Raw genomic sequence first — 21,447 nt, 5'->3', positions numbered from 1 at the left:
AATGAGATTACAGCTTTACAAACTTTGTTGTCAAAATATTGCCATTATTTGTGATCAGTTTTAAGATATAGATGCCTGTATTCAAATCCGAAACATCCAGCTTATTAAGGTTACTTCCGGAATTTGATACCTTACCTGTGGCATCTATTATTTTAATATCCTTATATTGATCAGTATCTAAATTTATATACGATTTTACGGGATTCGGAGAGATTGCAAACCCTACAGCTGCAGAAGGCTGATATGCTTCACCCGGTTCATATTCAAAGGCACCGATATCAGGTGCTTTTCCATAATACGGTTTCCCGGTTACAGTTCCAGCATCGATCAGATCGCTTCCGGGGGCCAGATGCATAAAGTCGTTATCCGGTATAGTCCCGTCTAAATTTCTGGGAAGGGTAATATAATATTCGTTCAGTTCCAGAAAATCAGCATCCGAAACGGTGACTGAGCTATTATTAAACGAATTCGTTACCAGTGTATTCCGGCTCAGATCGATATATGCAGTTTCACTGCTCCTGGCTTTATATCCCAAATTGTTGACCAGAGTGTGATCATACCCGTTCACATTGATGTTGTCGGATTCCGGACTTTCCCGGTTCACCATATTATAATTTACGCCATTGCGATAGGCTGTATTGTTATACCACGTATTACCGTTCAAATGGTGATTGGAGTAGAAACCATTAGCTTTATTATTGACAGCAAGACAAAACCGCACGGTATGCGAAGGGATATGATCAGGGATATCAGCTGCGACATCATGTGCAAAACCCCCTGTTTTAAAACCATTCCCGTCACCAAGGCTTTTAAAAACGGGTGAATAGCCGTTATAAAAGGCCTGACAGTTTTCATATGTTATGGCTTCTCGTGCTCGAATACAGTCAAAACCATCATCGCTGTTGAACCATGCACGACAGCCACGGAATACATTTCCGGTACCACCATCACCGGGATGACAACCAAAACCATCGGTATTACCACCCCTGCCATCTTCTGAGACATCATCATGATTCCGGTAGGCATCGCAGTTTAGAAACAGATTATGACCACCTCCATAATGCCGTATTCCGGTTCCCTTGTTATCATGCAAAATCAGATTTTCGTAAATGTTATAGTTTCCTCTGCTATAGACACAATAAGACTCGGTGTGCGTTGTAATGGTGACCTGTATGCCGGTCATTTCCAAACCCTTTATATGGATATAATCTCCATTGACGTAAATACCGACCACCCTCCGATCTGATGGTTTGACCAGCGTAAAGTCGAAAACAGGCCGTTCTCCCGGATAATTAAAGTAATGCATCCGCTTTCCCGATTGGCCACTCTTGTCCAGATACGTTACACAGGCAAACAACCCGGATACCACATTGGACACCGCATTGGCAGAAACCTGGTATGTTCCGCCTCTTACAAATACCGTATCGCCCGGCGATGCTTTTTCCTGTCCCTTCTGTAAGGAAGCCAGAGGCTGATCTATCGTTCCCGGATTTGTATCACTCCCATCTGTAGCCACATAATACGATGTGGCACTCACAACTGCAGATATACCAATCAGCATACCCAGTACTATATAAATTTGTTTCTTCATCCTTTTTAAAATTACGGGTGACAATCAAGCCATAATGTTTAATTATATCATTTTGACAGAAAAGCTCCTACATTTTCATTTTTACCCTTTAATTCCCTGAAGGGAAATGAAAATCAGGCACCCTTTAGGGTGAGGGGCAAAACTGATTTTCAGACAAAATCATTTAAGCCTGTACACCTTAAAATCATCCATTGTCTGATGCGACTTTACCAGCCTGAAACCAAAATATCCTTTGGTCAGGGGATCGTCATCTGTAAATGAAAAATACATCTCCCCATCCTGAAACAGTTTGGTGGTTCCGTTATACACCACAATCTGAATCTTATATGTTTTGTTGGGTTTCAGCAAATGAGCCTCATCCGAATAATCTGTATAAAGAATCCGGTTGCCTGTACCATCATACTTTCTGAACCGTGTGGTCGAATTTGTGTTCCCTCCGATACCGGCATAATACAACAATAACGGATGGTACTTTGCAAAAACTCCGTTTCGTGTAAACAGGGTATCATTATTTGGATCAGTAGCCATCCAGAACATGTTCATATCCGATATGCGATCGTTAGGGCCGCCATTCATAATGACTGTCCTGGTAAATTCAATCAGAATATTTCCCTGCAACTCATGCCTGAACCAGATGGTAGCTCCACCCTGAACATCAGCAATCATTTTCCCATCTTCCACTTTTACATAAGAACCCGGTTTATCTTCAACTTCGGGAACCCACTGTTTCAAACCATCCGAGAATTCATCAGCATACAGTAACTTACCTTTTTTATACTGATCCGGCCCCTTGCCGTTATCCTTTTTTGAACCACAGCTTACAAAAACGGTTACGGCTAGTAATATAACTGGCAATATTTGTCGTGTTTTTAAGTTCAGCATCTGCTATTCTGCTTTAGGTTTTACGCTTACGTCCACCTTTGCTGACAACTGTTTAGTAAGATCTACCACATAATTTACCCAGAAGTCATGATCTTTAAACCGTTCATCAGCAATCTCCCATCCGGCTGCCGCATAATATGTTACAGGCTCATGGTTTGATACTTTAAGTTTTGCCAGGAAGGTGTTGGACAGCTGACCAGATTTAGGAGCTTCGGTGTAGCCTTCGTAAATATCACGCGGTACAATGAGCGCCAGTCCAAGCCACCACTGACGGTCGTAAGTCTGCATATCGTGCGTCAACAGTACCATCCACTGATCATTCACCGGAATCTCCTCCAACGGATTCTGATTGTTGATATTTACCAGACCAACCACCAGGGTTTCATCACCCTTAAGACCATCAAACTCCACTTTATTCTGATAGGCATACATGCCCGGCCAGATGCTGGTGGTCTCTTTAACATCGTAATTCCTGTCTTCACCTTCAGGGTTCCAGTTCATGTAATGGTAATTCATCACAGATTTTACCGGACCTTCAGCCGTAATTTCAAATGAGGTCATAGCCACATTATTCACTGAATCATTTACAGTTACACCCAAACGCAACAACTGATCACCGGTCATAAGGGCAAAACCTCCCAGGCCAACAGAATTCCCGACAGAGAGAATATCTCTGCCCCAGTCTGCCATGACATGATAATTGTCTTCCACCTCACCATTGGCATTAATCCCGACATCTTCGGGTGACATAAACGGAGCTTTCTTTCCAAACAGGTCGTTGGCATTTCTTCCGTCAAAATAGTGGCGGAAACCGACTTTATCATTTTCCCATGATGGCCCGTCCGTCTGATAAGGCTGATATCCCAGACTTTTGGGTAAATCTTTCGCATACAGGGTATCACTGGTTTCCGCTTGAACCGGAGTCGTTGCAGAGGTCCGTTTTCCAAACCGTGCACTGGTTCTGATGACATACTGCGGTTGTGACTGAACCCACTTAAACGTGAATGTTCCGGAACCTTTTGCAGGAAGATCAGCCACAAAAAATAACTCATCCCAGTTTTTATCACCATCCAGGTCATTTAACTGCGACGGTATCGTATCTCCTTTTTCAGATAAAATAAGCGGATAAGCACTTTCTTTGGAATAGCCCGGAATATCAGACCGCTTAACAGAGATAGCCTTATCAATCAGATTAACATCCGATGTATTGGTTAAACTAATCTCCTTTTCCGGCTGTTTCGTTCCACAATGGGTGAACAGCAAAACCATTAAAAATACTGAAGCTGTTGTGATAAAATGTTTTTTCATCATATACTAATTTTGGATTTTCATTTTATTCCGCCAAATTAAAAAAAGTATGGCTGGTGAACCAGTTTTATGCGGAAAAACCTTCTATTCAGCACTAAGGTAACTTATTGAGGTTTTCCACACGTACAGTCCACGATCCATCTTTCGGAAATCCGGGTGCTATGTCCTGATCATCTTCACCCCATCCGGCTGCCATAAGCCCAACAGCCTCCAGAAATGATGCATTAACCGGAAGATAAGCCGGGTTTTTCCTGCCTTCTTTGGGACGCGGCACATACCCGGTTTTATAAAACCTGGCCTGAGGAGCATCATTACACACAATATTAACGGCTTTCTCAGCATCCCCCAGACGGGCAGCACTGAGCGCACCTTTTCCCATACTCCAGCTTACAAAGCTATTCAGGCCATTTCGTTCATAAATGGTTTCAAAGGTGTTGCGCATTATGTCTTCTTCTATCATCGGTGTTTTTGGTAAATAACCCAAAGCCATCAGCATGGCAGACGAATAATGCCTTTGACTGTTATACATATTAGGATCGGATTCCAGTTCCACATATTTCCCGTCCTGAACAGTAGGCCGTGCAAGCTTGTTCAGAATATCATCCCACTGCGGTACACGTTTCAAATGAAGCCGTTCCCTCCAGTCCAGCGCAACTTTCAGTCCGTAATAAAACTCAGCCAGCTCAAATGTCGGGTTCATCGTTGTATTTTCTAAGGTGCTTTCATTTACACTTTTTATGGGCGGACCCAAAATGTAACGATCCGTAGCCTCATCGTACCAGGCATATGATGCCAGGAATTTTGCGGATTCAAAAACAATATCACTGTATGTATTCAATGTTGTGGAATCAGGATGCGCACGATAAACGAGCTCCGATAAATATATCGGATTTGGAAAATTCCAGATGATAAACGGATTTATGCCTCCGGGACTTACTCTTCCGTTTATGCCGGACATCTTCGGCCAGCGTGCTCCTTCAAAGCCTTTGCTTTTGGCATCAGCCATCGCCACAGGAAGTATCTTCCTGTACCACTGTAGTCCTTTTTCTAAAAGATCAGTATGATTCCACTGGTAAAACTGCGCCGCATGAATCCAGTAGACCTCTGAATTATGCTTCCCGTACCAGCTGATGTTGGCCAGACCGGTTTCCTGCGGTGGAAATGATCCGGCATAATTCACCTTCATCAGGTATAACGACAAAATAATGCGCCGCTCCAGCTCTTTTGCCCTTGGATCTGTACTGCCTGAGAAATCAACGGCTCCACCATTCATCCAGTAATCATTCCAGGAAGAGGCCGATGCAGTTTTAGTCTCATCAAATGATGGAATTTCATCGGCTGTATTCACAGGTAAAAATTCACATACCAGCTCAATACTGTCACTTCCGGTACAGTTCAGATGAAACCGGTGAGCAGCATCTCTTACCCATTTTGCCTTCCCTTTCCAGTGAATCTTTACGATATACCGGCTTGTATCAATGGTCCGCTGCAGAATAACCTCATCCGGTGTTTCAGAAATAACGGTTGTTTCATGCTGATCCGGCTTACTCCAGTCCAGGGCAGGTTTGTTCTTTTTACTCAGGTCGTAGGCATACGGAAAACGGAAAGCAGGTTTCAGTTTACCGGAGTTCAGAAGCTTTGATGCAAGTTTAAAAGCGACAAGGCTCCTTTCAGGATCACTGACGGTTTCAACCTGAACCGGTTCTCCATTAACGGTATACTGACTGGTCACCAAACCGGTCCAGAGATCGAGCTTCTGATTAATCTTATCTATAGCGTCAGGTCCTAATGCTTTATTATCCTGATCCACCAGGCTTATCTGCCCCATAGCAACCGGATGAGGATTTTTACGAAAATAATCACCGGCAGGTGAATTCTGAAGACTGGCATATTCAATTTCCCTGCCATGAAAATCTATTGGCGTCATGGCATCTTCCAGTTTTAGATGCTGCGTATTAGGGAAGGAATGCCAGGCCCATGTAGTGCGTGTTTCCAGCGGTATGCCATTAGTATAATAATAATCTTCAAACGTCTGAAAACCTGTTACATCAGCGTTAAACGCAAAATCTCCGTTACCTACCGATATGACTGCCATCGGATCAGTTTCATGGATCACCACATTATGGCGTGTCACCAGATCGTAACGATCAATCGGTTTTGAGTTGACAACATCCTTTTCACCTGACTTACAGGCCATCACACTAATAAATGAAAGGATTAAAACCAGACAAAAATTCGGTTTTCGAAAGATAGAGCGGAACTGAACCATAATACTTAAAACTGAGGTTTTCAAAAATCCGAATAAAGGTACTAAATATTTAGGTTTTGAAAACGGCTTCCGGCAATGAAACGCAAACGCAGGTCCTTGTCATCCCATTCTGATGGAAATAAACTTGTGATTCTTGTGCCCTTTCAGGACAATGGAACTTTGATGATACCCAATACCGGGTGATGCCCGGTGTTATTGCTATAAGTCCTTCGGACTTTTTAGCGATTCGCAAAAATGGAGTTAAGACTGCACCAAAGGTGCTGAAGCATAAACGCAGGGCAAAGCCCTGTGTTTCCCGAAGCTGAAAATCCAACGCCCTGAAGGGGCATTAGAAAAGAATCAAATCATCCCTGTATTTCTTCCGATAATGACCAGGGTAGGTGTAGGCGGATCTTCCTGGCTTAACAGCGTACTGACATCTGCAAGTGTCGTTGACAGATGAGACTGATCTTTCTGGGAAATCCGGCTCAGGATCTGAACCGGCAGGGATGGATCCACGCCTTTTTCGACCAGCTGCTGAGACAGCAACGGAAGCGTTTTCAATCCCATATACACAATTACCGGCGATCCGTTCTTCAGAACATTTGTTGAGGTATCTATATCAGGAAATCCTTCCCCTTTATCCTGTCCGGTATAAAACAGGATCAGATTATTTTTCCCACGTTCTGTTAAAGGGAGCGAAAAAAGGGACGAAGCAGCCACTCCTGCCGTTAATCCCGGAATGACCTCATAATTCAGTCCGCATTCCTTACAAAACCTGATCTCCTCGGCACCACGGCCATAAACCATCGGATCACCTGCTTTTAACCGAATAATACGTTTATCCTGTGCAGCCCATATCAGAAATTCCCGATGGATGGCATCCTGTCTCACGGTCTGGTCCTGGCCGTCAGCATGCGACTTTCCTACGAATTTTTTAATGGCGTCAGGCTTTGCCAGCTGCAACATTTCACTTCCCATAGAGGCGTCGTACAATATCACATCCGCTTCTTTCAGTCTCTTATGCGCTTTTACAGTCAGCAATTCCGGATCACCCGGACCAGCGCCAACAATGGATATCAGATGTCCGTCGGTCATGGTTCAATATCGTTAAGGTAATCCACCGGACTTTCGTAAACAAACCGGTAGCCCAGCCTTTTGATCAGCTTATCGCTACTCACAATTTTATAAGGCTCTTCTTTATCTGTAAAACCAGGTGCAGGTAAACCACTTACCTCAGCAGCACGGGTATAAAACTCCTTTCGTGTTGGATGAACCGGACTGCTTGCATTGAAGATTTCATTCCAAACATTCTTTTCGATGATTTGCTGAATTATATTCACACAGTCGTCCTGGTGAATCAGGTTGACCGGTGTATAAGCCGGAACTTCCGATCTCCGCGAAAGGAAACGGGCAGGATTTCTGGTTCCGCCGATTAAGCCGCCAAAGCGAAGTATAGTTGATTGAAATTCCGTTTGAGCCAGCAACATCAGTTCGGATTTCAGCAATGCTCTTCCACTTGCTTTCTCAGGTTCTCCTTCCTCTCCTTCCTTAACAATGGTCCCTTTGGATTCATATACGGATGTAGAGGAAATGAACACCACTTTTTGTATGGCGTGTTCTTTCACTTTGTCAATTATTTGAGAAACCTGAGATGGAAAAACGGTTTCAATAGTATCGATACGTTTTGGCGGAATGGAGATCATCAGCACATCGCAATCGAAAAATGCCGGATCATCCGCTTCAAGATATTCCGGATGAACCAGTGCGCGGTACGCATCAAAGCCGGCATCCTCAAGTTCTTCTACATGTGAAGGCGTAGCTGCTGAAACCCTGACGGTGTAACCGGCAACGATAAGTCTTTTAGCAACTGCTGTTCCCAGCCAGCCACAACCCAATATGGAAACTTTTTCTTTCATATTCTTTTCCTGCCTTTCATATTAAACAAAGATCAGGGCATTAATGCTTAAATTCTTTTCCTTCCTTAATCTCTTTAACATAATTTTTACGGATCACAAAATCACCAAACTGTTCTCCTGTGCGCCGTGCCTCAGAGAAATCCTTAATGATAAGATCCAACTCCGACAAAATGGTTTCCTCGGGTATGGTTTCACGGTAAAGACTGTTAAGCCGGGATCCCACAAAATTACCTCCCAGGTAAAGATTATAATAGCCCGGAGATTTACCGATGAGGCCAATCTCCGCAAGATATGGTCTGCCGCATCCATTGGGACAGCCGGTCATGCGAATTACGATCTCCTTTTTAAAAAGTCCGTATTTCTCCAGAATAAGCTCAATTTTTGTGACAAGGTCAGGCAGATAACGCTCCGCTTCCGCAAAAGCAAGCGGACAGGTTGGCAATGCCACGCAGGCAATGGAATTCTTGCGCAGACCCGATATATTTTCCGGTGACACCTTGTACTTTTTCAGAATCGCATTCACGGTTTCCTTTGACTTATCCGAAACGCCCGTTATAATGAGGTTCTGATTACCGGTCAGAATAAACTCACCATCAATGGTTTCTGCAACTTCGCGCAAGGCATCCTTAAGACGTTTATCGCCGGTGTTTTTCACGCGTCCTCCTTCCACAAAATAGGTCAGATGCCACCTGCCATCTGTTCCTTTTCTCCATCCGAAATTATCTCCGTTACGTGTTAGTTTATATGGCCTGGCCTCTTCCAGTTTATATCCCAACCGGTTTTCCACTTCCGAAACAAACCAATCCAGACCAAGGCGGTCAATCGTATATTTCAGTCGGGCCTGTTTGCGGTTTTTGCGATCTCCGTAATCCCTTTGAACGGTTAAAATTTTCTCAGCCACATCCAGTACCTGATCCGGTTTAACAAACCCGATGACATCTCCGGTTCGCGGATAGGTGCCTTCCATGCCAAATGTTGATCCCAGACCACCGCCAACTACTACGTTATATCCGGCAATCTTATCTGTATCAGCAATGGCAATCAACCCTAAATCCTGTGAGAAAACATCACAATCGTTCTGGGGCGGAATAACAACGCCAATTTTGAATTTACGGGGCAGATATCGCTTGCCATATAATGGTTCCACTTCATCCTTGCTGTCAGCCACCAGTTTTTTATCGAGCCAGATTTCGTGGTAAGCGCCCGTTTTAGGCATGAGATGCAGGCTTAACCGTTTGGCCAAATCGATCACCTCGGGATGCAGAATTGATTCCGCAGGATTGGCATGGCTCATCACGTTACGGTTCACATCGCCACATGCTGCGATGGTATCCATCAGGCTCTCATTCATCTTCTGAATGGTCGGTTTCAGGTTACGTTTTAAAACGCCATGTAACTGAAATGTCTGACGGGTGGTTAACTTTAGTGTTCCATTGGCATACTGATCCGAAATTGCATCCATCTTCAGCCACTGCTCCGGTGTAACCTTTCCACCTGGCAGTCGAAGACGGATTAAAAATGAATAAGCCGGTTCCAGCTTCTGCTGTTTGCGTTCCTTTTCAATATCCCGGTCCGCCTGCTGATAAATGCCGTGAAACTTTGACACCTGGGTATCATCAGCTGCAATGGCTCCCGTTATCGGATCAGCCAGACTCTCTTTCAGTGTTCCCCTCAGGTAATTACTGTCATATTTTATTTTTTCAACTTCGGAAAGTTCTTCCCATTTTATGTTATCGCTCATTATTAAAGGTTTTTTCAATTAATACACATCGGTTTGGAACCGTTTTTCTTTTTTCAGCTGCTTCACATAGGCCTGTGCCTCTTCTATGTTTTTACCTCCCTGATCCTGAATAATATCCAGCAGTGTTCTGTTGACATCCTTTGCCATATGTTTCATGTCGCCACAGAGGTAAAGATGGGCTCCGTTTTCCAGCCATTCATAAACTTCCTTCTGTTGCTCCTTCAGCCGGTGTTGTACATAATGCTTCTCCTTCTGATCCCTTGAAAAAGCCACATCCATACGTTCAAGATGATTTGATTTCAGTAGTTTCTGCCACTCAACCTGGTAAAGAAAATCGGATTGAAATCTGCGTTCGCCAAAGAAGAGCCACGTATTTCCTTTTTTACCCTGGCTTTCACGATGCTGCAGGAAAGCCCTGTAAGGGGCAACGCCAGTTCCGGCGCCTACCATTATAATTTTAGCACCATTTGCCGGTAACTTGAAGGCCGGGTTCTTTTCGATGTACAACGGAATTTTCTCATCCTGCACCACACGATCAGCCAGATGTGTGGAACAGGCACCTAGCCGGTCCCTCTCTTTGCGTGTATAGCGCACGATGGCAATGGTGGCATGCACTTCATCGCCAACACTTTCCTGACTGGAAGAAATAGAATATAACCTTGGCGGCAGGGGACGCAACAGATCCACTAAATCCTGTGCTTCCCAGGCGTATGGAAAGTCTTCCAGCAGATCAAGAAAGTCTGTTCCGTATAAAAACTCTTCCAGAATTTTACTGTTATCCAACACCTCCTTCAGTGCTTCATTTTGCGTTTTATTGTAGTACTTCTGAAGAATATCCACCGAAAGGACCGTGATCTCAAGGTGATAGGTCAGGGCATCTTTCAGAGTAACCTCCCCTATCTTAAGGTTCACCTTTTGTCCGGGATCAAGGCTGGAATGATTCAGGATCCTCTCCACAAGAAGATTTGGATTCCTGGTAAAGATTCCCACCGAATCACCCGGTTCATAGGATAACCCGGAACCTTCCAGAGACAATTCGAAATGATATACTTCCTTATCCGAATCCCGACCTGTGATCTTCACTTTTTCAAGCACCGGAGCCAGGAAGGGGTGTTTTTTGGAATATTCAGATGTTGCCTGTGTCCTTTCTTGATTAGTTTCAACTACGGCCGGAGCATATGGTTTCAGTTTCTGAACCAGTGTATCAACCCATGTTGTTGCATCGTCTTCATAATCCACATCGCATTTTACGAGTGGTGTCAGGTTTTGAGCACCCAACTTTTCGAAGGCATTGTATATGTCCTCTCCTGTTTTACAGAAAAATCGGTAAGACTTATCGCCAAGCGCCAGCACCCCGAATTTTACATGCTTCAGTTCCGGAGCCCGTTTACCGGTTATAAACGAATAAAAATCTTCAGCCATATCGGGTGGTTCGCCTTCGCCGTGTGTACTCACAATTACAGCCACATTCTCCTCGTCCTTCAGCGATTTTGGCTTATAGTCATACAAACTGACAAGGTTCACCTCTGCTCCGTTTTCTCCGGCTTTCTTTGCCAGCTCTTCAGCTACTTTTTGAGATTTTCCCGTTTCTGTGCCATATAAAACCGTAAGCCTTGTTTTTTGATGTGTTACTACGGTCGCCGCATCAACGGCGTTATCAGTTTTAAAACCTGCTGCTGCCAGCCGGCCTTCCAGATATCCGCTGATCCAGAACAACTGGTTCGGGCTCAGCTCCTCCACCAGCTGATTAAAGGCTTTTAGCTGGTTTTCATTTAATGGATTTGATTTTATGCTCATGATTATTTTTATTCAATAGTTAGTTCGTCCCGGATCTTGTTTCGTATCCGGATGGATTCATATACATCTTTGCCGTTTGAACTTACTGCGACTGAGATATTTCCTGTTCTGTGGATGGCCGGTGAAATAAACTGGCATAGGTCAGGTTTATCATGAATGTTGACTAAAACACCTGCCTCGTTACCATCTATTACAATCTGTTGATCCAGTGCATCATTATTGGTACAGGAATACAGCATCAGATAACCCTTTAAATACGATTTGTCATAATCTGTTTCAAAATACTTCACTCCCGACTGTTTAATCTCATCGCAGATAAATCTGGCCAGAACTTCGACTTCGGCACCATAACGATGAAGTATCTTAAGCTTTTTATATGCACTCTGATCTCCGCCTATGATAAGTATTCTTTGGTTTGCAATATCTATAGCTATGGGTAAGAAATTATGCTCCATGTTCATAGTTTTTAAATTTCATAATCAATGGGTGTTTCCTTTGCTCTTCCAAAATTGATCCTGCTCCAGGCTCGCTCATGGAAAAAGTACAAGGCCATTTTGGTAAAAACCTCCACGCCCCCAATGGCCATGGCAAAATGCACATCGCCTATAATAAAATACGAAATGATTATGGTATCAATTGTTCCAAGCGTACGCCACGATATTGTTTTCACAATACTTCTGCTTCTCTTCTCCACGATCCTGGCACTCTCAAGTTTTTTTGGCATAAACGTTTTGTTTAAAATTTTTCTTTTGTTCTTTACAAAGTAACCCTGCGGTTACCTGAAAATCTGAAAACAATAAAAAAGGCCCTCCCGCGGTAGCAGAAGGGCCTTTAAAAAAATTATTCGCTTACTATATATTTTTATCCTTCCGCATAATATAACCGTTACAACACATACACATCATACATGCCATCATGTTTACTTTTATGTCAGAAGAATTTTTAATCATCACAGAGTTAAAATATGATTTTTGTCACTTTTCGGAGGCAAATATAGAGTAATAATTTTTCAAAACAAGCCTTTTTTTATTCAATCTAAATTAGAACACATTTCAAAACTCCGGATAAATACTTACAAACAATTCGTTTTAGAATTATAAGTCAGCACAATAAGTTGCTCATTGAGTGTCCTTCGGAATACAAAAAAAATTTGACCAGAATCTCTGATATAAATAAGCATCACGTAAAATTTGGGAATCCGGCTAATCGTTTTTCGGAATTTTGATCTCTTCATTAAGCAGCGTATCCTCAATCTCAATTACATTCTTTTTTGCCTTATTTTCTGCCTGCATGGCTTTAAAGATCGAGCGCAGGTAGTCCTCTTCTTCCTGTGTTGTAATCTTCCCCAGATCCAGGGCTAAGCCTTTTTGCCTTAAGCCTGCCAGGTATTCCTTTGTTTCGGGTACAACAGTAAAAAAGTTGACTCCAACCATCTGATTCGGACTCAGCATTCGTTTGTATTCCACATCCATGCGATGTTTTTCAATGCTCATCTTCTGGTTCATCTCGTTATCCATTTTAGTTGCAGGTAGAAGTCCCTGATAAGCCGACATCTTTAGGTTTCGTTCTGCATATGCCTGTTCCTTTGCCTGTTTCACCGGATCTATGGCAACCAGAACCTCAAGACTGTAGTATCTTGGTACTATAACAACTTCTGATAACAATGTAGCAACCGGAGAGAGATAAACACCCATCAGGTAATTATTATTGGCCAGGGAATCATCCAGGGTGACGATCAGATCTTTATAGCCCAGATAACTGAAGATAATAGTATCACCAACGGCAGCTTTTATTCTGAACCGGCCGCCCGGTTGCAGTCCGTACGTATGTGGCCCATTAAAATAAACCGCATCATCAAGTGTCTGGAGTGTAACACGGTCGAACACTGTACCGGTAAAGGTAAGTGAATCTGTGCCGTTTTGTGCTTTAAGAACACCGGTCACACAAAATATGATAGCTGTAAGAAAATATATACGTTTCATGGCGTTTCATTTTTGGTTAATATTAACTCTTTCAACGGGCGTTTGGGAACATGATGCACAAGATTGTCATCACGCCAGTATTTAACATCTCCGTTTTTAACCTCATCAATTACGACTGTCTCAATTGGTTTACCCAGCGCGATCAGATAAAGTGCTTCAAAATTTTCACCTGGATTAAACATCTCAAGCAAAGCCTGTTTGCTGAATGAACCGATGATACAACCACCGAGGCCCTTCTCCGTAGCACCGAGCATAATGGTTTGTATCGCCAGACCATCGTCACAATAAAGATTGGAAGTCAGATCACGATCTTTAAGCACCAGGATATAAGCTGAAGGACGTTCACCAGATACAGGACCATTCCAGTCTTTCAGATATCCCGCCCAGGCTGTAATTGGGAATATGGCATCGCAGGTCTTTTTATCTGAAACGATAATATAGCGCAACACCTGTTGATTTCTTGCTGAAGGTGCAAACCGTGTCAGTTCCACCAGCTTTTCCAGCTCTGCCTCCGGAATCCGGTATGATTCATCAAACCGTCTGTAGCTCCTGGTTCTGAGTAAAAGCTCCCTAAGATTCATGCACTGTAAATTATTTTGCTGTTTTCAACCTAAATTTAGTCAAAATCAGTGCATAAAAAAAGGGTAACCGCTCCCGATTACCCTTCTATCTGTAAAGTTTTAAGTCTTTTAACTTTCCTTTAATTCGTTATCCACAAGGATACGACCACAATATTCGCATACAATAACTTTTTTGTGCTGCTTAATGTCCAGCTGTCTTTGTGGTGGAATTTTATTAAAACAACCGCCACATGCATCACGCTCAACAGTTACAACAGCCAATCCGTTACGAGCATTTCTGCGGATACGTTTAAAGGCTGTCAGCAAACGGGGCTCAATGCTTGTTTCAATCTGTTGTCCTTTGTCACGAAGGCTTTCCTCGTCAACCTTTGTTTCATTGATGATCTCATTCAGCTCTCCCTTTTTTGCATCCAGATCTTCAGTACGTTCTTTCAGCTCTGTTTCAGCACTTTCCACGCTTTCCCTTTTCTGAGCTATTTCTGCCGTATACTCTTTAATACGTTTTTCGAACAGTTCAATTTCCAGTCCCTGGAATTCAATCTCTTTCGACAAAGAATCATACTCACGGTTATTACGCACATTATTCTGCTGTTCGGTATATTTCTCGATCAGCATTTTAGCTTCTTCTATCTCGTTTTTCTTGGTCGAAATAGCTGTTTCCAGTTCTTCAATATCCTCTTTGTATTTGGAAATACGTGTTTCAAGCCCTGCAATATCATCCTCAAGATCCTGAACTTCCAGAGGTAACTCACCACGAAGTGTACGGATCTTATCTATGTCTGACATTACGAGTTGAAGGTCAAATAACGCTTTTAACTTCTCTTCAACGGTCATTACATTCTCTGCCATGTTGTTACAGATATTTAATTGGATTTGTATTTACTTCCGATAATCGGACTGCAAATTTAGAAAAATTTTTCTGAAGTAGTTCTCCAAAAACTTCTTTTACAAATTGTTCACTTTCAAAGTGTCCGGTATCAGCCAGAATTATTCTGTTTTCAGCCTTAAAAAAATCGTGATATTTAATTTCTCCGGTAATGAAAACATCGGCGGTTGCCCTTATGGCATCGTCAATAAGGAATGATCCTGCGCCACCACAAAGAGCCACTTTTTTAACCGGCTTACTTAAAAATTCCGTATGCCTGATCACGGAAATATTTAACGTTTCTTTCAGTTTCCTGAAAAAATCCACTTCCCCCAATGGTTCCTCCAATTCTCCGATCATTCCTATTCCGGCACCTTTCCAGGAGTTTTTCAGGGGATAAATATCATATGCCACCTCTTCGTACGGATGAGACCGGATCATAGCTGCCACCACCTTATGTTGCATAAAGGACGGTAAAACCGTTTCGATCCGAACCTCTTTTTCAAAGTGCAACTCCCCTTTAAGGCCTACAAAAGGATTGGTTCCTTCCAAAGCCCGGAATGTCCCTTCTCCTTCCAGGTTATAACTGCAGCAATCATAATTGCCAATATGCCCGGCGCCTGCTTCAAATATGGCATTCCTGACTATTTCAGCATAATCGGAAGGAACAAACGTGACCAGTTTTACCAAAGCATCGTTCATTGGAGAAAGCGTTCTGCAGTTTTTCAGATTGAGCAGATCGCAAAATTTTTGGTTCAGTCCGTTTGCGGCTGCATCGGTGTTAGTGTGGCTGGCATAAATGGCAATATCATTCTTAATGGCTGTGATCAGACAATTCTCTATATCGTTTTTACCATTGATCTTTTTAAGACCCGAGAAGATAAACGGATGATGGGCCACAATCATATTCAGATTATGTTGTATAGCTTCCTCCAGGACTTCGGATGTTACATCCAGCGTAATAAGTACACCACTGACATTCATATCCGGATCACCTACAAGCAAGCCGGCATTATCGTAACTCTCCTGCAGTGCCAACGGAGCAAAAGCCTCCAGGACTTCGGTTATCTCTCTTACTTTAATCACGCTTTAGGTTTAACATTCAATGCAATGCTAAGTTCATCCAGCTGAACCTGCGAAACCTTCGATGGTGTATCGATCATAACATCACGTGCCGCATTGTTTTTTGGAAAAGCAATCACATCGCGGATAGAATCGAGTCCGGCAAACATTGAAACCAGCCGGTCGAAACCAAATGCGATACCTCCATGCGGTGGTGCTCCGTATTTAAATGCATTCATCAGGAACCCAAACTGGGCTTTGGCCTCTTCCTTAGTAAACCCAAGGGCATCGAACATTTTCTGTTGCAGGTCTTCGTTATGAATCCTGATGGAACCGCCACCAATTTCAACACCATTGATTACAAGGTCGTAGGCATTGGCACGAACCCTTCCCGGATCACTGTTAATATATTCAGCATCTTCCTTTTTAGGTGATGTAAACGGATGGTGCATGGCATAAAACCGTTGTGTTTCCTCATCCCACTCAAACAGCGGGAAATCAACCACCCAAAGGGGCGAAAACGTATTTTTATCACGCAATCCCAAACGGCTTCCCATTTCAAGTCGAAGCTCATTCAATGCAGTTAATGTTCTTTTTCTTTCACCTGCCAGAATTAAAACCAAATCACCTGGTTTTGCACCAAATAGTTCGCCCCAGGTTTTCAGATCCTCTTCACTATAAAATTTATCTACCGATGATTTAACCGTTCCATCCGGGTTAAACTTCACATAAACCAGACCTTTAGCACCGATCTGCGGTTTTTTTACAAAATCCGTCAGTTGATCCAGTTGTTTCCTGGTATATTCGGCACATCCTTCAGCACAAATTCCACCCACATATTCCACATTGTCGAATACCACAAATCCTTTTCCCTGAACCATACCGGTGAGTTCCTTAAATTTCATTTCGAAGCGGGTATCCGGTTTATCGGATCCATAGTTTGCCATGGCTTCATCGTAAGACATCCTCGGGAAACGATATTCCATATCTATGCCTTTTATGGCTTTGAATAGATGCTTTGTCAATCCTTCAAACGTATCCAGAATATCCTGTTGTTCCACAAACGACATCTCGCAGTCAATCTGCGTAAACTCCGGCTGACGGTCAGCTCTCAGATCTTCATCCCTGAAACATTTTACAATCTGGAAATAACGGTCATAACCGGCCACCATCAATAACTGTTTAAAGGTCTGCGGACTTTGTGGTAAGGCATAAAACTGTCCCTCATTCACACGTGAAGGTACAATAAAGTCACGTGCCCCTTCCGGTGTCGATTTGATCAGCACCGGTGTTTCCACTTCTACAAACTGCTGTTCATCCATATAACGACGTGTTTCAAAAGCCATTTTATGACGCAGCATAAGATTTTCCTTTAAAGGTTCCCGACGCAAATCCAGATATCGGTATTTCATGCGCAGTTCGTCACCGCCATCGGTATCACGTTGAATCGTAAATGGTGGAACATCTGACTGATTCAGAACCTTTAAGTTGTTAACGATGATCTCTACATCACCGGTTGGTATTTTATTGTTTTTATTGCTTCTTTCCTGAACTGCTCCCTCTACCTGAATCACAAATTCGCGTCCAAGCTTACGGGCCGATTCACATAAAACTTTATTGGTATCCATATCGAAAACCAGCTGGGTAATGCCATAACGGTCGCGCAGATCAACGAAAGTCATACCTCCCAGATCACGGGTACGCTGCACCCATCCTGCAAGGGTAACGTTCTGGTTTACATGGTCCAATCTGAGTTCTCCACAAGTGTGTGTTCTGTACATCGAAATACGATTTAAAAATGTCGAACAAAGATAATTGAATCCGCAGAATAAGAAAAATAGTTTTTATCATGGTTTAAAGCTTAGTCACCGGGTGAATAATTTACAACTCGACTATAATCACCCGGTGACTAAGAGGGGAAAGATTTGCCCTTTCAATTAAACCTTCTTATATTGAACAGACCTTAAATCAAATATCATGCAATTCGAGAACGAAAGCATTTACCACATTTAAAACCAAGGCATTAACAGACAACCAATTTTCTTCACAAGAGATAATTACATGTTTTTTCTTCAAAAGATAAAAGAATATATTCTCCCTTTTTCTGACATCATTGCCTGGTGTTTAATGCCCAACCATTTTCATCTGATGATATATGTAAATAAGGCAAAATTAGACTTCATAAACCAAAATATTAATCGAACCAGAACATTGAACCAGTCGATAGCTATAATGCTACGCTCCTATACACGTGCAATAAATTTACAGGAAAACAGAACCGGATCACTTTTCAGAGAAAGGACTAAGGCACTTTGTCTGACGAAAAATACAGAGTTAAATCCTTCCTATTTCAATTCTGAATTTGGCACGGTACTAACTATTGATATGCCTGAATTAAATTATGTTCAGGTTTGTTTTGAACATATTCATCAAAATCCAATTAAGGCAGGGCTTGTAAATGCACCTGAGGATTGGGAATTTTCATCTTATCTGGATTTTACCGGAATAAGAAACGGGCAACTTATAAACAGGAAAAGAATAGAAGAGCTTATTATCTGTTAGTCACCGGGTGAATACTTTACGTCATAGTTATAATCACCCGGTGACTAAATAAACTTATATTTGTGCATGCTTTCAAAATCACAACTAAAGTATTACCGCGCACTGGGACTGAAAAAGAACAGGGACAATGAGCTGGTATTTGTTGCAGAAGGACCTAAACTGGTGCTTGACCTGCTGCCTTACTTCAAACCGGAAAGTATTTTAATTGAAAGAAAATTCGAAGATGAATTTAACGGCTTTAAAGTAGAAGTGGTTGACAGTGCCGACATTCAGAAAATCTCACTCCAGAAACATCCGCAGGGTGTTTTTGCCGTATTTAAACGCAAACGTACCGATTTATCGCTTTGTGATCCCGGCAAAGAATTAATCCTGGCATTGGATGACATCCAGGATCCGGGAAACCTCGGAACCATTATCCGCCTCTGCGACTGGTTCGGCATAACAAATATAGTCTGTTCCAAAGGGACGGTCGATGTATATAATCCCAAAGTGGTTCAGTCCACCATGGGCGCACTGGGAAGGATAAATATACATTATACTGACCTGACAGATTTCCTGCGTATTTCGGGAGCGCCTGTTTACGGTACGTTCCTGGAGGGCGAGGATATATACTCTTCTGATCTTACTTCGAACGGAATTATTGTAATGGGAAACGAAGGTAACGGAATTTCGGATGCTGTATCAGACCTGGTTACACATAAACTTTTAATACCTCCATATCCCGGGAATTCACAAACTTCTGAATCACTGAATGTGGCGACAGCAACAGCCATTGTGTGCTCGGAGTTCAGAAGAAGAATTTGAGTATCCCTCAGATAACGCAGATCTGAGCAGATTAGATTTTATATTCTAGTATCATGTAACGAATGATATGACGCATGGTTTTATTCCTGCGCTTACCCTCTAATTCCCTACATGGTCCACCAAACATATTAGTCATTTTCATCCAAAACGGATACCTTAAGTGACTTCTCCCGCGACATCTATATGATTTCACGCGTTGTCCCCTGATACGACAAAATTTATTTCTGCAATCATCTGCGAAATCTGCGGGAGAAAGCTATGAATAAATCGTTGCCACTAATCTTCTGGCGCCACCGTAGTTGCGAAATTCACAGAGATAAATACCCTGCCATGTGCCCAGATTCAAGCGGTGATTCTTAATGGGTATCGTTACAGATGGCCCTATGAGTGACGATTTTACATGTGCAGGCATATCATCACTTCCCTCAAATGTATGGGTATAATATGGCTCATCTTCAGGTACAATATGGTTCATAATCTGCTCAAAATCGTGTCGCACAGAAGGATCTGCGTTTTCGTTAAGCGAGAGGGCTGCAGAAGTATGTTTAATAAACAGATTTAATATTCCTGTTTCAGGCAAATCGCCGATATGCCGTAACACCTCTGATGTCACGAGATGAAAACCCCGTGGTTTATTTCCTAATGTAAATTCCTTTTGAGATACCATACTTGTATAATTATTTTCAGGGGAAATAGTTTAAATCAGGAGAAATCTCCGAATGCATTATACGTATTGCTGTTGGACTGTTGTTGTTGCTGTTGGGCTTCCATTTTTGCCTGATCCACCTTCCATTTATCCCCAAGTTCTCTTAAAAAGGGATCGGCGTGTTCAAAAAAGGTGATGAATGACTGACAAAACCGGGGCATTCCATTGTCTCTGGGATCTTTGATCCTGTCCTTGGTACAACCTCCATAGCAATATTTTTTCCAGTGGCAGACCTGACATTTACGGGGAAGTTTGGTTTTCATCAGACCAAATTGCGTTTGCTTTTTAGAGTTGAGCATATCAATCAGTCGGTCCCCATCCATAATATTGCCCAGTTTCCATTTGGGTTCCACAAAAAAATCGCAGGAATAGACTTCGCCATTGTGTTCCACGGCAGTATACACACCACATTCCGGTCGCAAAGTGCATTCAGGAGCCTCATATCCAACATAAGGATAAAATACAGAATCAAAATCGCGGATGTGTGTTGTTGGTTGTCCATCCACAAAATCTGCCTTCCAGAGTTCAAAAAGTTCCACCAGAAAACCGCCGTATTGCTCTGCTGTAAGTGAGAAAGGGGCAGATTTACGCGGATTATCCTTGTCCGTTTCTACAATGGGAATAAACTGCATCCAGCTGATCCCGAGCTCTTTAAAATAGCTATAGAGTTCTTTGGCATAACCCGAGCTGTAACTGGTAATACAGCACATGGCATTTACCTCCACTCCTTTACCGAGCAACATTCTGGCCTTTTCTTCTACAAGAGCATGCGATGGTTTGCTGTTCGGGGTAAGCCGGTACCTGTTATGAATATATTCAGGTCCATCCAGACTTAATCCGACCAGCCAGTTATATTCATTCAGAAAATCAGCCCATCGTTCATCCAGCAATAATCCGTTGGTCTGTAGTCCATTCCCCACATTTTTCCCGAAGCCGTATTTCTTCTCATATTCCATGGCTTTGCGGTAAAATTCCAGTCCCATCAACGTCGGTTCACCTCCCTGCCAGTTTATGGATATCGACTGACCCGACTGCTGCATTACCTGCTTAATCAGCATTTCCAAAACCTCGTCGCTCATGCGGTGCGTTTTACTATGTGTAAAAAGCTGCTCCTTTTCGAGATAAAAGCAATACGTACATCCCAGATTGCAATCCGGACCGGCAGGTTTGATCAAAACAGATTCCAGTGGTTTAAATGCCATTTGCAAACGATTTTCCTCAAAAGTAATAAAAGTTATGCAGGTGACGGGTGACAAGTGACGGGTTACGGGTAAGAAGTGACAGATTAAGGATTTGATTGAAGAATGAATAATAGAAACTGTCGTAATGTGATAATTACTTACTGGTAGTTTATTATTTATGAAATTTATTTACTTTTAACTTCCTTAATATTAATTGC

General features: G+C 42.6%; 19 protein-coding genes. 2 read left to right on the top strand and 17 right to left on the bottom strand.

Translation table 11 applies throughout. The features are described from left to right. Window positions 1-7: 7 nt before the first annotated feature. The 15 genes from ACE1EF_RS15605 to aspS form a co-directional block, all read right to left on the bottom strand. On the bottom strand, window positions 8-1,591 hold the full coding sequence (locus ACE1EF_RS15605) for a T9SS type A sorting domain-containing protein (RefSeq protein ID WP_375721614.1): 1,584 nt from the start codon (window positions 1,589-1,591) through the stop codon (window positions 8-10). 159 nt (window positions 1,592-1,750) lie between these two features. Further along, complete coding sequence (locus ACE1EF_RS15600) at window positions 1,751-2,446, bottom strand: DUF6250 domain-containing protein (RefSeq protein WP_375721613.1); 696 nt, start codon at window positions 2,444-2,446, stop codon at window positions 1,751-1,753. Between the two features lie 30 nt (window positions 2,447-2,476). Beyond that, window positions 2,477-3,784, bottom strand: coding sequence for a DUF4861 domain-containing protein (locus ACE1EF_RS15595; RefSeq protein WP_375721612.1), 1,308 nt, complete (start codon window positions 3,782-3,784; stop codon window positions 2,477-2,479). A 91-nt stretch (window positions 3,785-3,875) separates the two neighbouring features. Next, window positions 3,876-6,074 carry a hypothetical protein gene (locus ACE1EF_RS15590; protein ID WP_375721611.1) on the bottom strand — a complete coding sequence of 733 codons (2,199 nt, stop codon included), beginning with the start codon at window positions 6,072-6,074 and terminating at the stop codon, window positions 3,876-3,878. A gap of 315 nt (window positions 6,075-6,389) precedes the next feature. Next, on the bottom strand, window positions 6,390-7,127 hold the full coding sequence (cobA, locus tag ACE1EF_RS15585; RefSeq protein ID WP_375721610.1) for a uroporphyrinogen-III C-methyltransferase: 738 nt from the start codon (window positions 7,125-7,127) through the stop codon (window positions 6,390-6,392). Continuing rightward, window positions 7,124-7,948, bottom strand: a complete 825-nt coding sequence (locus ACE1EF_RS15580) for an SDR family oxidoreductase (protein ID WP_375721609.1) — start codon at window positions 7,946-7,948, stop codon at window positions 7,124-7,126. The genes cobA and ACE1EF_RS15580 overlap by 4 nt, the downstream gene beginning before the upstream one ends. A gap of 40 nt (window positions 7,949-7,988) precedes the next feature. Then, window positions 7,989-9,689, bottom strand: coding sequence for an assimilatory sulfite reductase (NADPH) hemoprotein subunit (locus ACE1EF_RS15575; protein ID WP_375721608.1), 1,701 nt, complete (start codon window positions 9,687-9,689; stop codon window positions 7,989-7,991). An 18-nt stretch (window positions 9,690-9,707) separates the two neighbouring features. Next, window positions 9,708-11,486, bottom strand: a complete 1,779-nt coding sequence (locus tag ACE1EF_RS15570) for an assimilatory sulfite reductase (NADPH) flavoprotein subunit (protein ID WP_375721607.1) — start codon at window positions 11,484-11,486, stop codon at window positions 9,708-9,710. Window positions 11,487-11,494: 8 nt separating this feature from the next. Next, window positions 11,495-11,941 (bottom strand): precorrin-2 dehydrogenase/sirohydrochlorin ferrochelatase family protein, encoded by a 447-nt coding sequence (locus tag ACE1EF_RS15565; protein ID WP_375721606.1) that lies wholly within the window; start codon window positions 11,939-11,941, stop codon window positions 11,495-11,497. Between the two features lie 11 nt (window positions 11,942-11,952). Then, a complete protein-coding gene (locus ACE1EF_RS15560; protein WP_375721605.1) occupies window positions 11,953-12,210 on the bottom strand; it encodes a DUF2061 domain-containing protein in 258 nt (85 codons plus the stop codon). A 478-nt stretch (window positions 12,211-12,688) separates the two neighbouring features. Next, window positions 12,689-13,468 (bottom strand): hypothetical protein, encoded by a 780-nt coding sequence (locus ACE1EF_RS15555; protein WP_375721604.1) that lies wholly within the window; start codon window positions 13,466-13,468, stop codon window positions 12,689-12,691. Beyond that, entirely contained in the window at window positions 13,465-14,049 is a 585-nt protein-coding gene (locus tag ACE1EF_RS15550) for a nitroreductase family protein (RefSeq protein WP_375721603.1), read from the bottom strand. The genes ACE1EF_RS15555 and ACE1EF_RS15550 overlap by 4 nt, the downstream gene beginning before the upstream one ends. A 108-nt stretch (window positions 14,050-14,157) precedes the next feature. Next, a complete protein-coding gene (locus ACE1EF_RS15545; protein ID WP_375721602.1) occupies window positions 14,158-14,898 on the bottom strand; it encodes a zinc ribbon domain-containing protein in 741 nt (246 codons plus the stop codon). 4 nt (window positions 14,899-14,902) lie between these two features. Then, window positions 14,903-16,000: a Nif3-like dinuclear metal center hexameric protein gene (locus ACE1EF_RS15540; RefSeq protein ID WP_375721601.1), complete on the bottom strand. Its 1,098-nt coding sequence runs from the start codon at window positions 15,998-16,000 to the stop codon at window positions 14,903-14,905. After that, window positions 15,997-17,757 carry an aspartate--tRNA ligase gene (gene aspS / locus ACE1EF_RS15535; RefSeq protein WP_375721600.1) on the bottom strand — a complete coding sequence of 587 codons (1,761 nt, stop codon included), beginning with the start codon at window positions 17,755-17,757 and terminating at the stop codon, window positions 15,997-15,999. The genes ACE1EF_RS15540 and aspS overlap by 4 nt, the downstream gene beginning before the upstream one ends. A gap of 280 nt (window positions 17,758-18,037) precedes the next feature. Here aspS and ACE1EF_RS15530 point away from each other — a divergent pair, with 280 nt between their 5' ends. Further along, window positions 18,038-18,538, top strand: coding sequence for a transposase (locus ACE1EF_RS15530; RefSeq protein ID WP_375721599.1), 501 nt, complete (start codon window positions 18,038-18,040; stop codon window positions 18,536-18,538). Window positions 18,539-18,604: 66 nt separating this feature from the next. Next, window positions 18,605-19,342, top strand: a complete 738-nt coding sequence (locus ACE1EF_RS15525) for a TrmH family RNA methyltransferase (RefSeq protein ID WP_375721598.1) — start codon at window positions 18,605-18,607, stop codon at window positions 19,340-19,342. Window positions 19,343-19,598: 256 nt separating this feature from the next. Here ACE1EF_RS15525 and ACE1EF_RS15520 read toward each other — a convergent pair whose 3' ends face one another. Both ACE1EF_RS15520 and ACE1EF_RS15515 read right to left on the bottom strand, forming a co-directional pair. Continuing rightward, the gene (locus tag ACE1EF_RS15520) at window positions 19,599-20,009 is read right to left on the bottom strand and encodes a secondary thiamine-phosphate synthase enzyme YjbQ (RefSeq protein WP_375721597.1); all 411 of its coding nucleotides are present in this window, start codon (window positions 20,007-20,009) and stop codon (window positions 19,599-19,601) included. A 35-nt stretch (window positions 20,010-20,044) separates the two neighbouring features. Beyond that, window positions 20,045-21,250 (bottom strand): anaerobic sulfatase maturase, encoded by a 1,206-nt coding sequence (locus ACE1EF_RS15515; protein ID WP_375721596.1) that lies wholly within the window; start codon window positions 21,248-21,250, stop codon window positions 20,045-20,047. Window positions 21,251-21,447: the final 197 nt, after the last annotated feature.

Origin of the sequence: Quyinboa sediminis, from assembly GCF_042219855.1 — a bacterium.
Classification (GTDB): domain Bacteria; phylum Bacteroidota; class Bacteroidia; order Bacteroidales; family UBA5342; genus JBHJHP01.
This window is presented reverse-complemented; position numbering and strand designations above follow the sequence as displayed.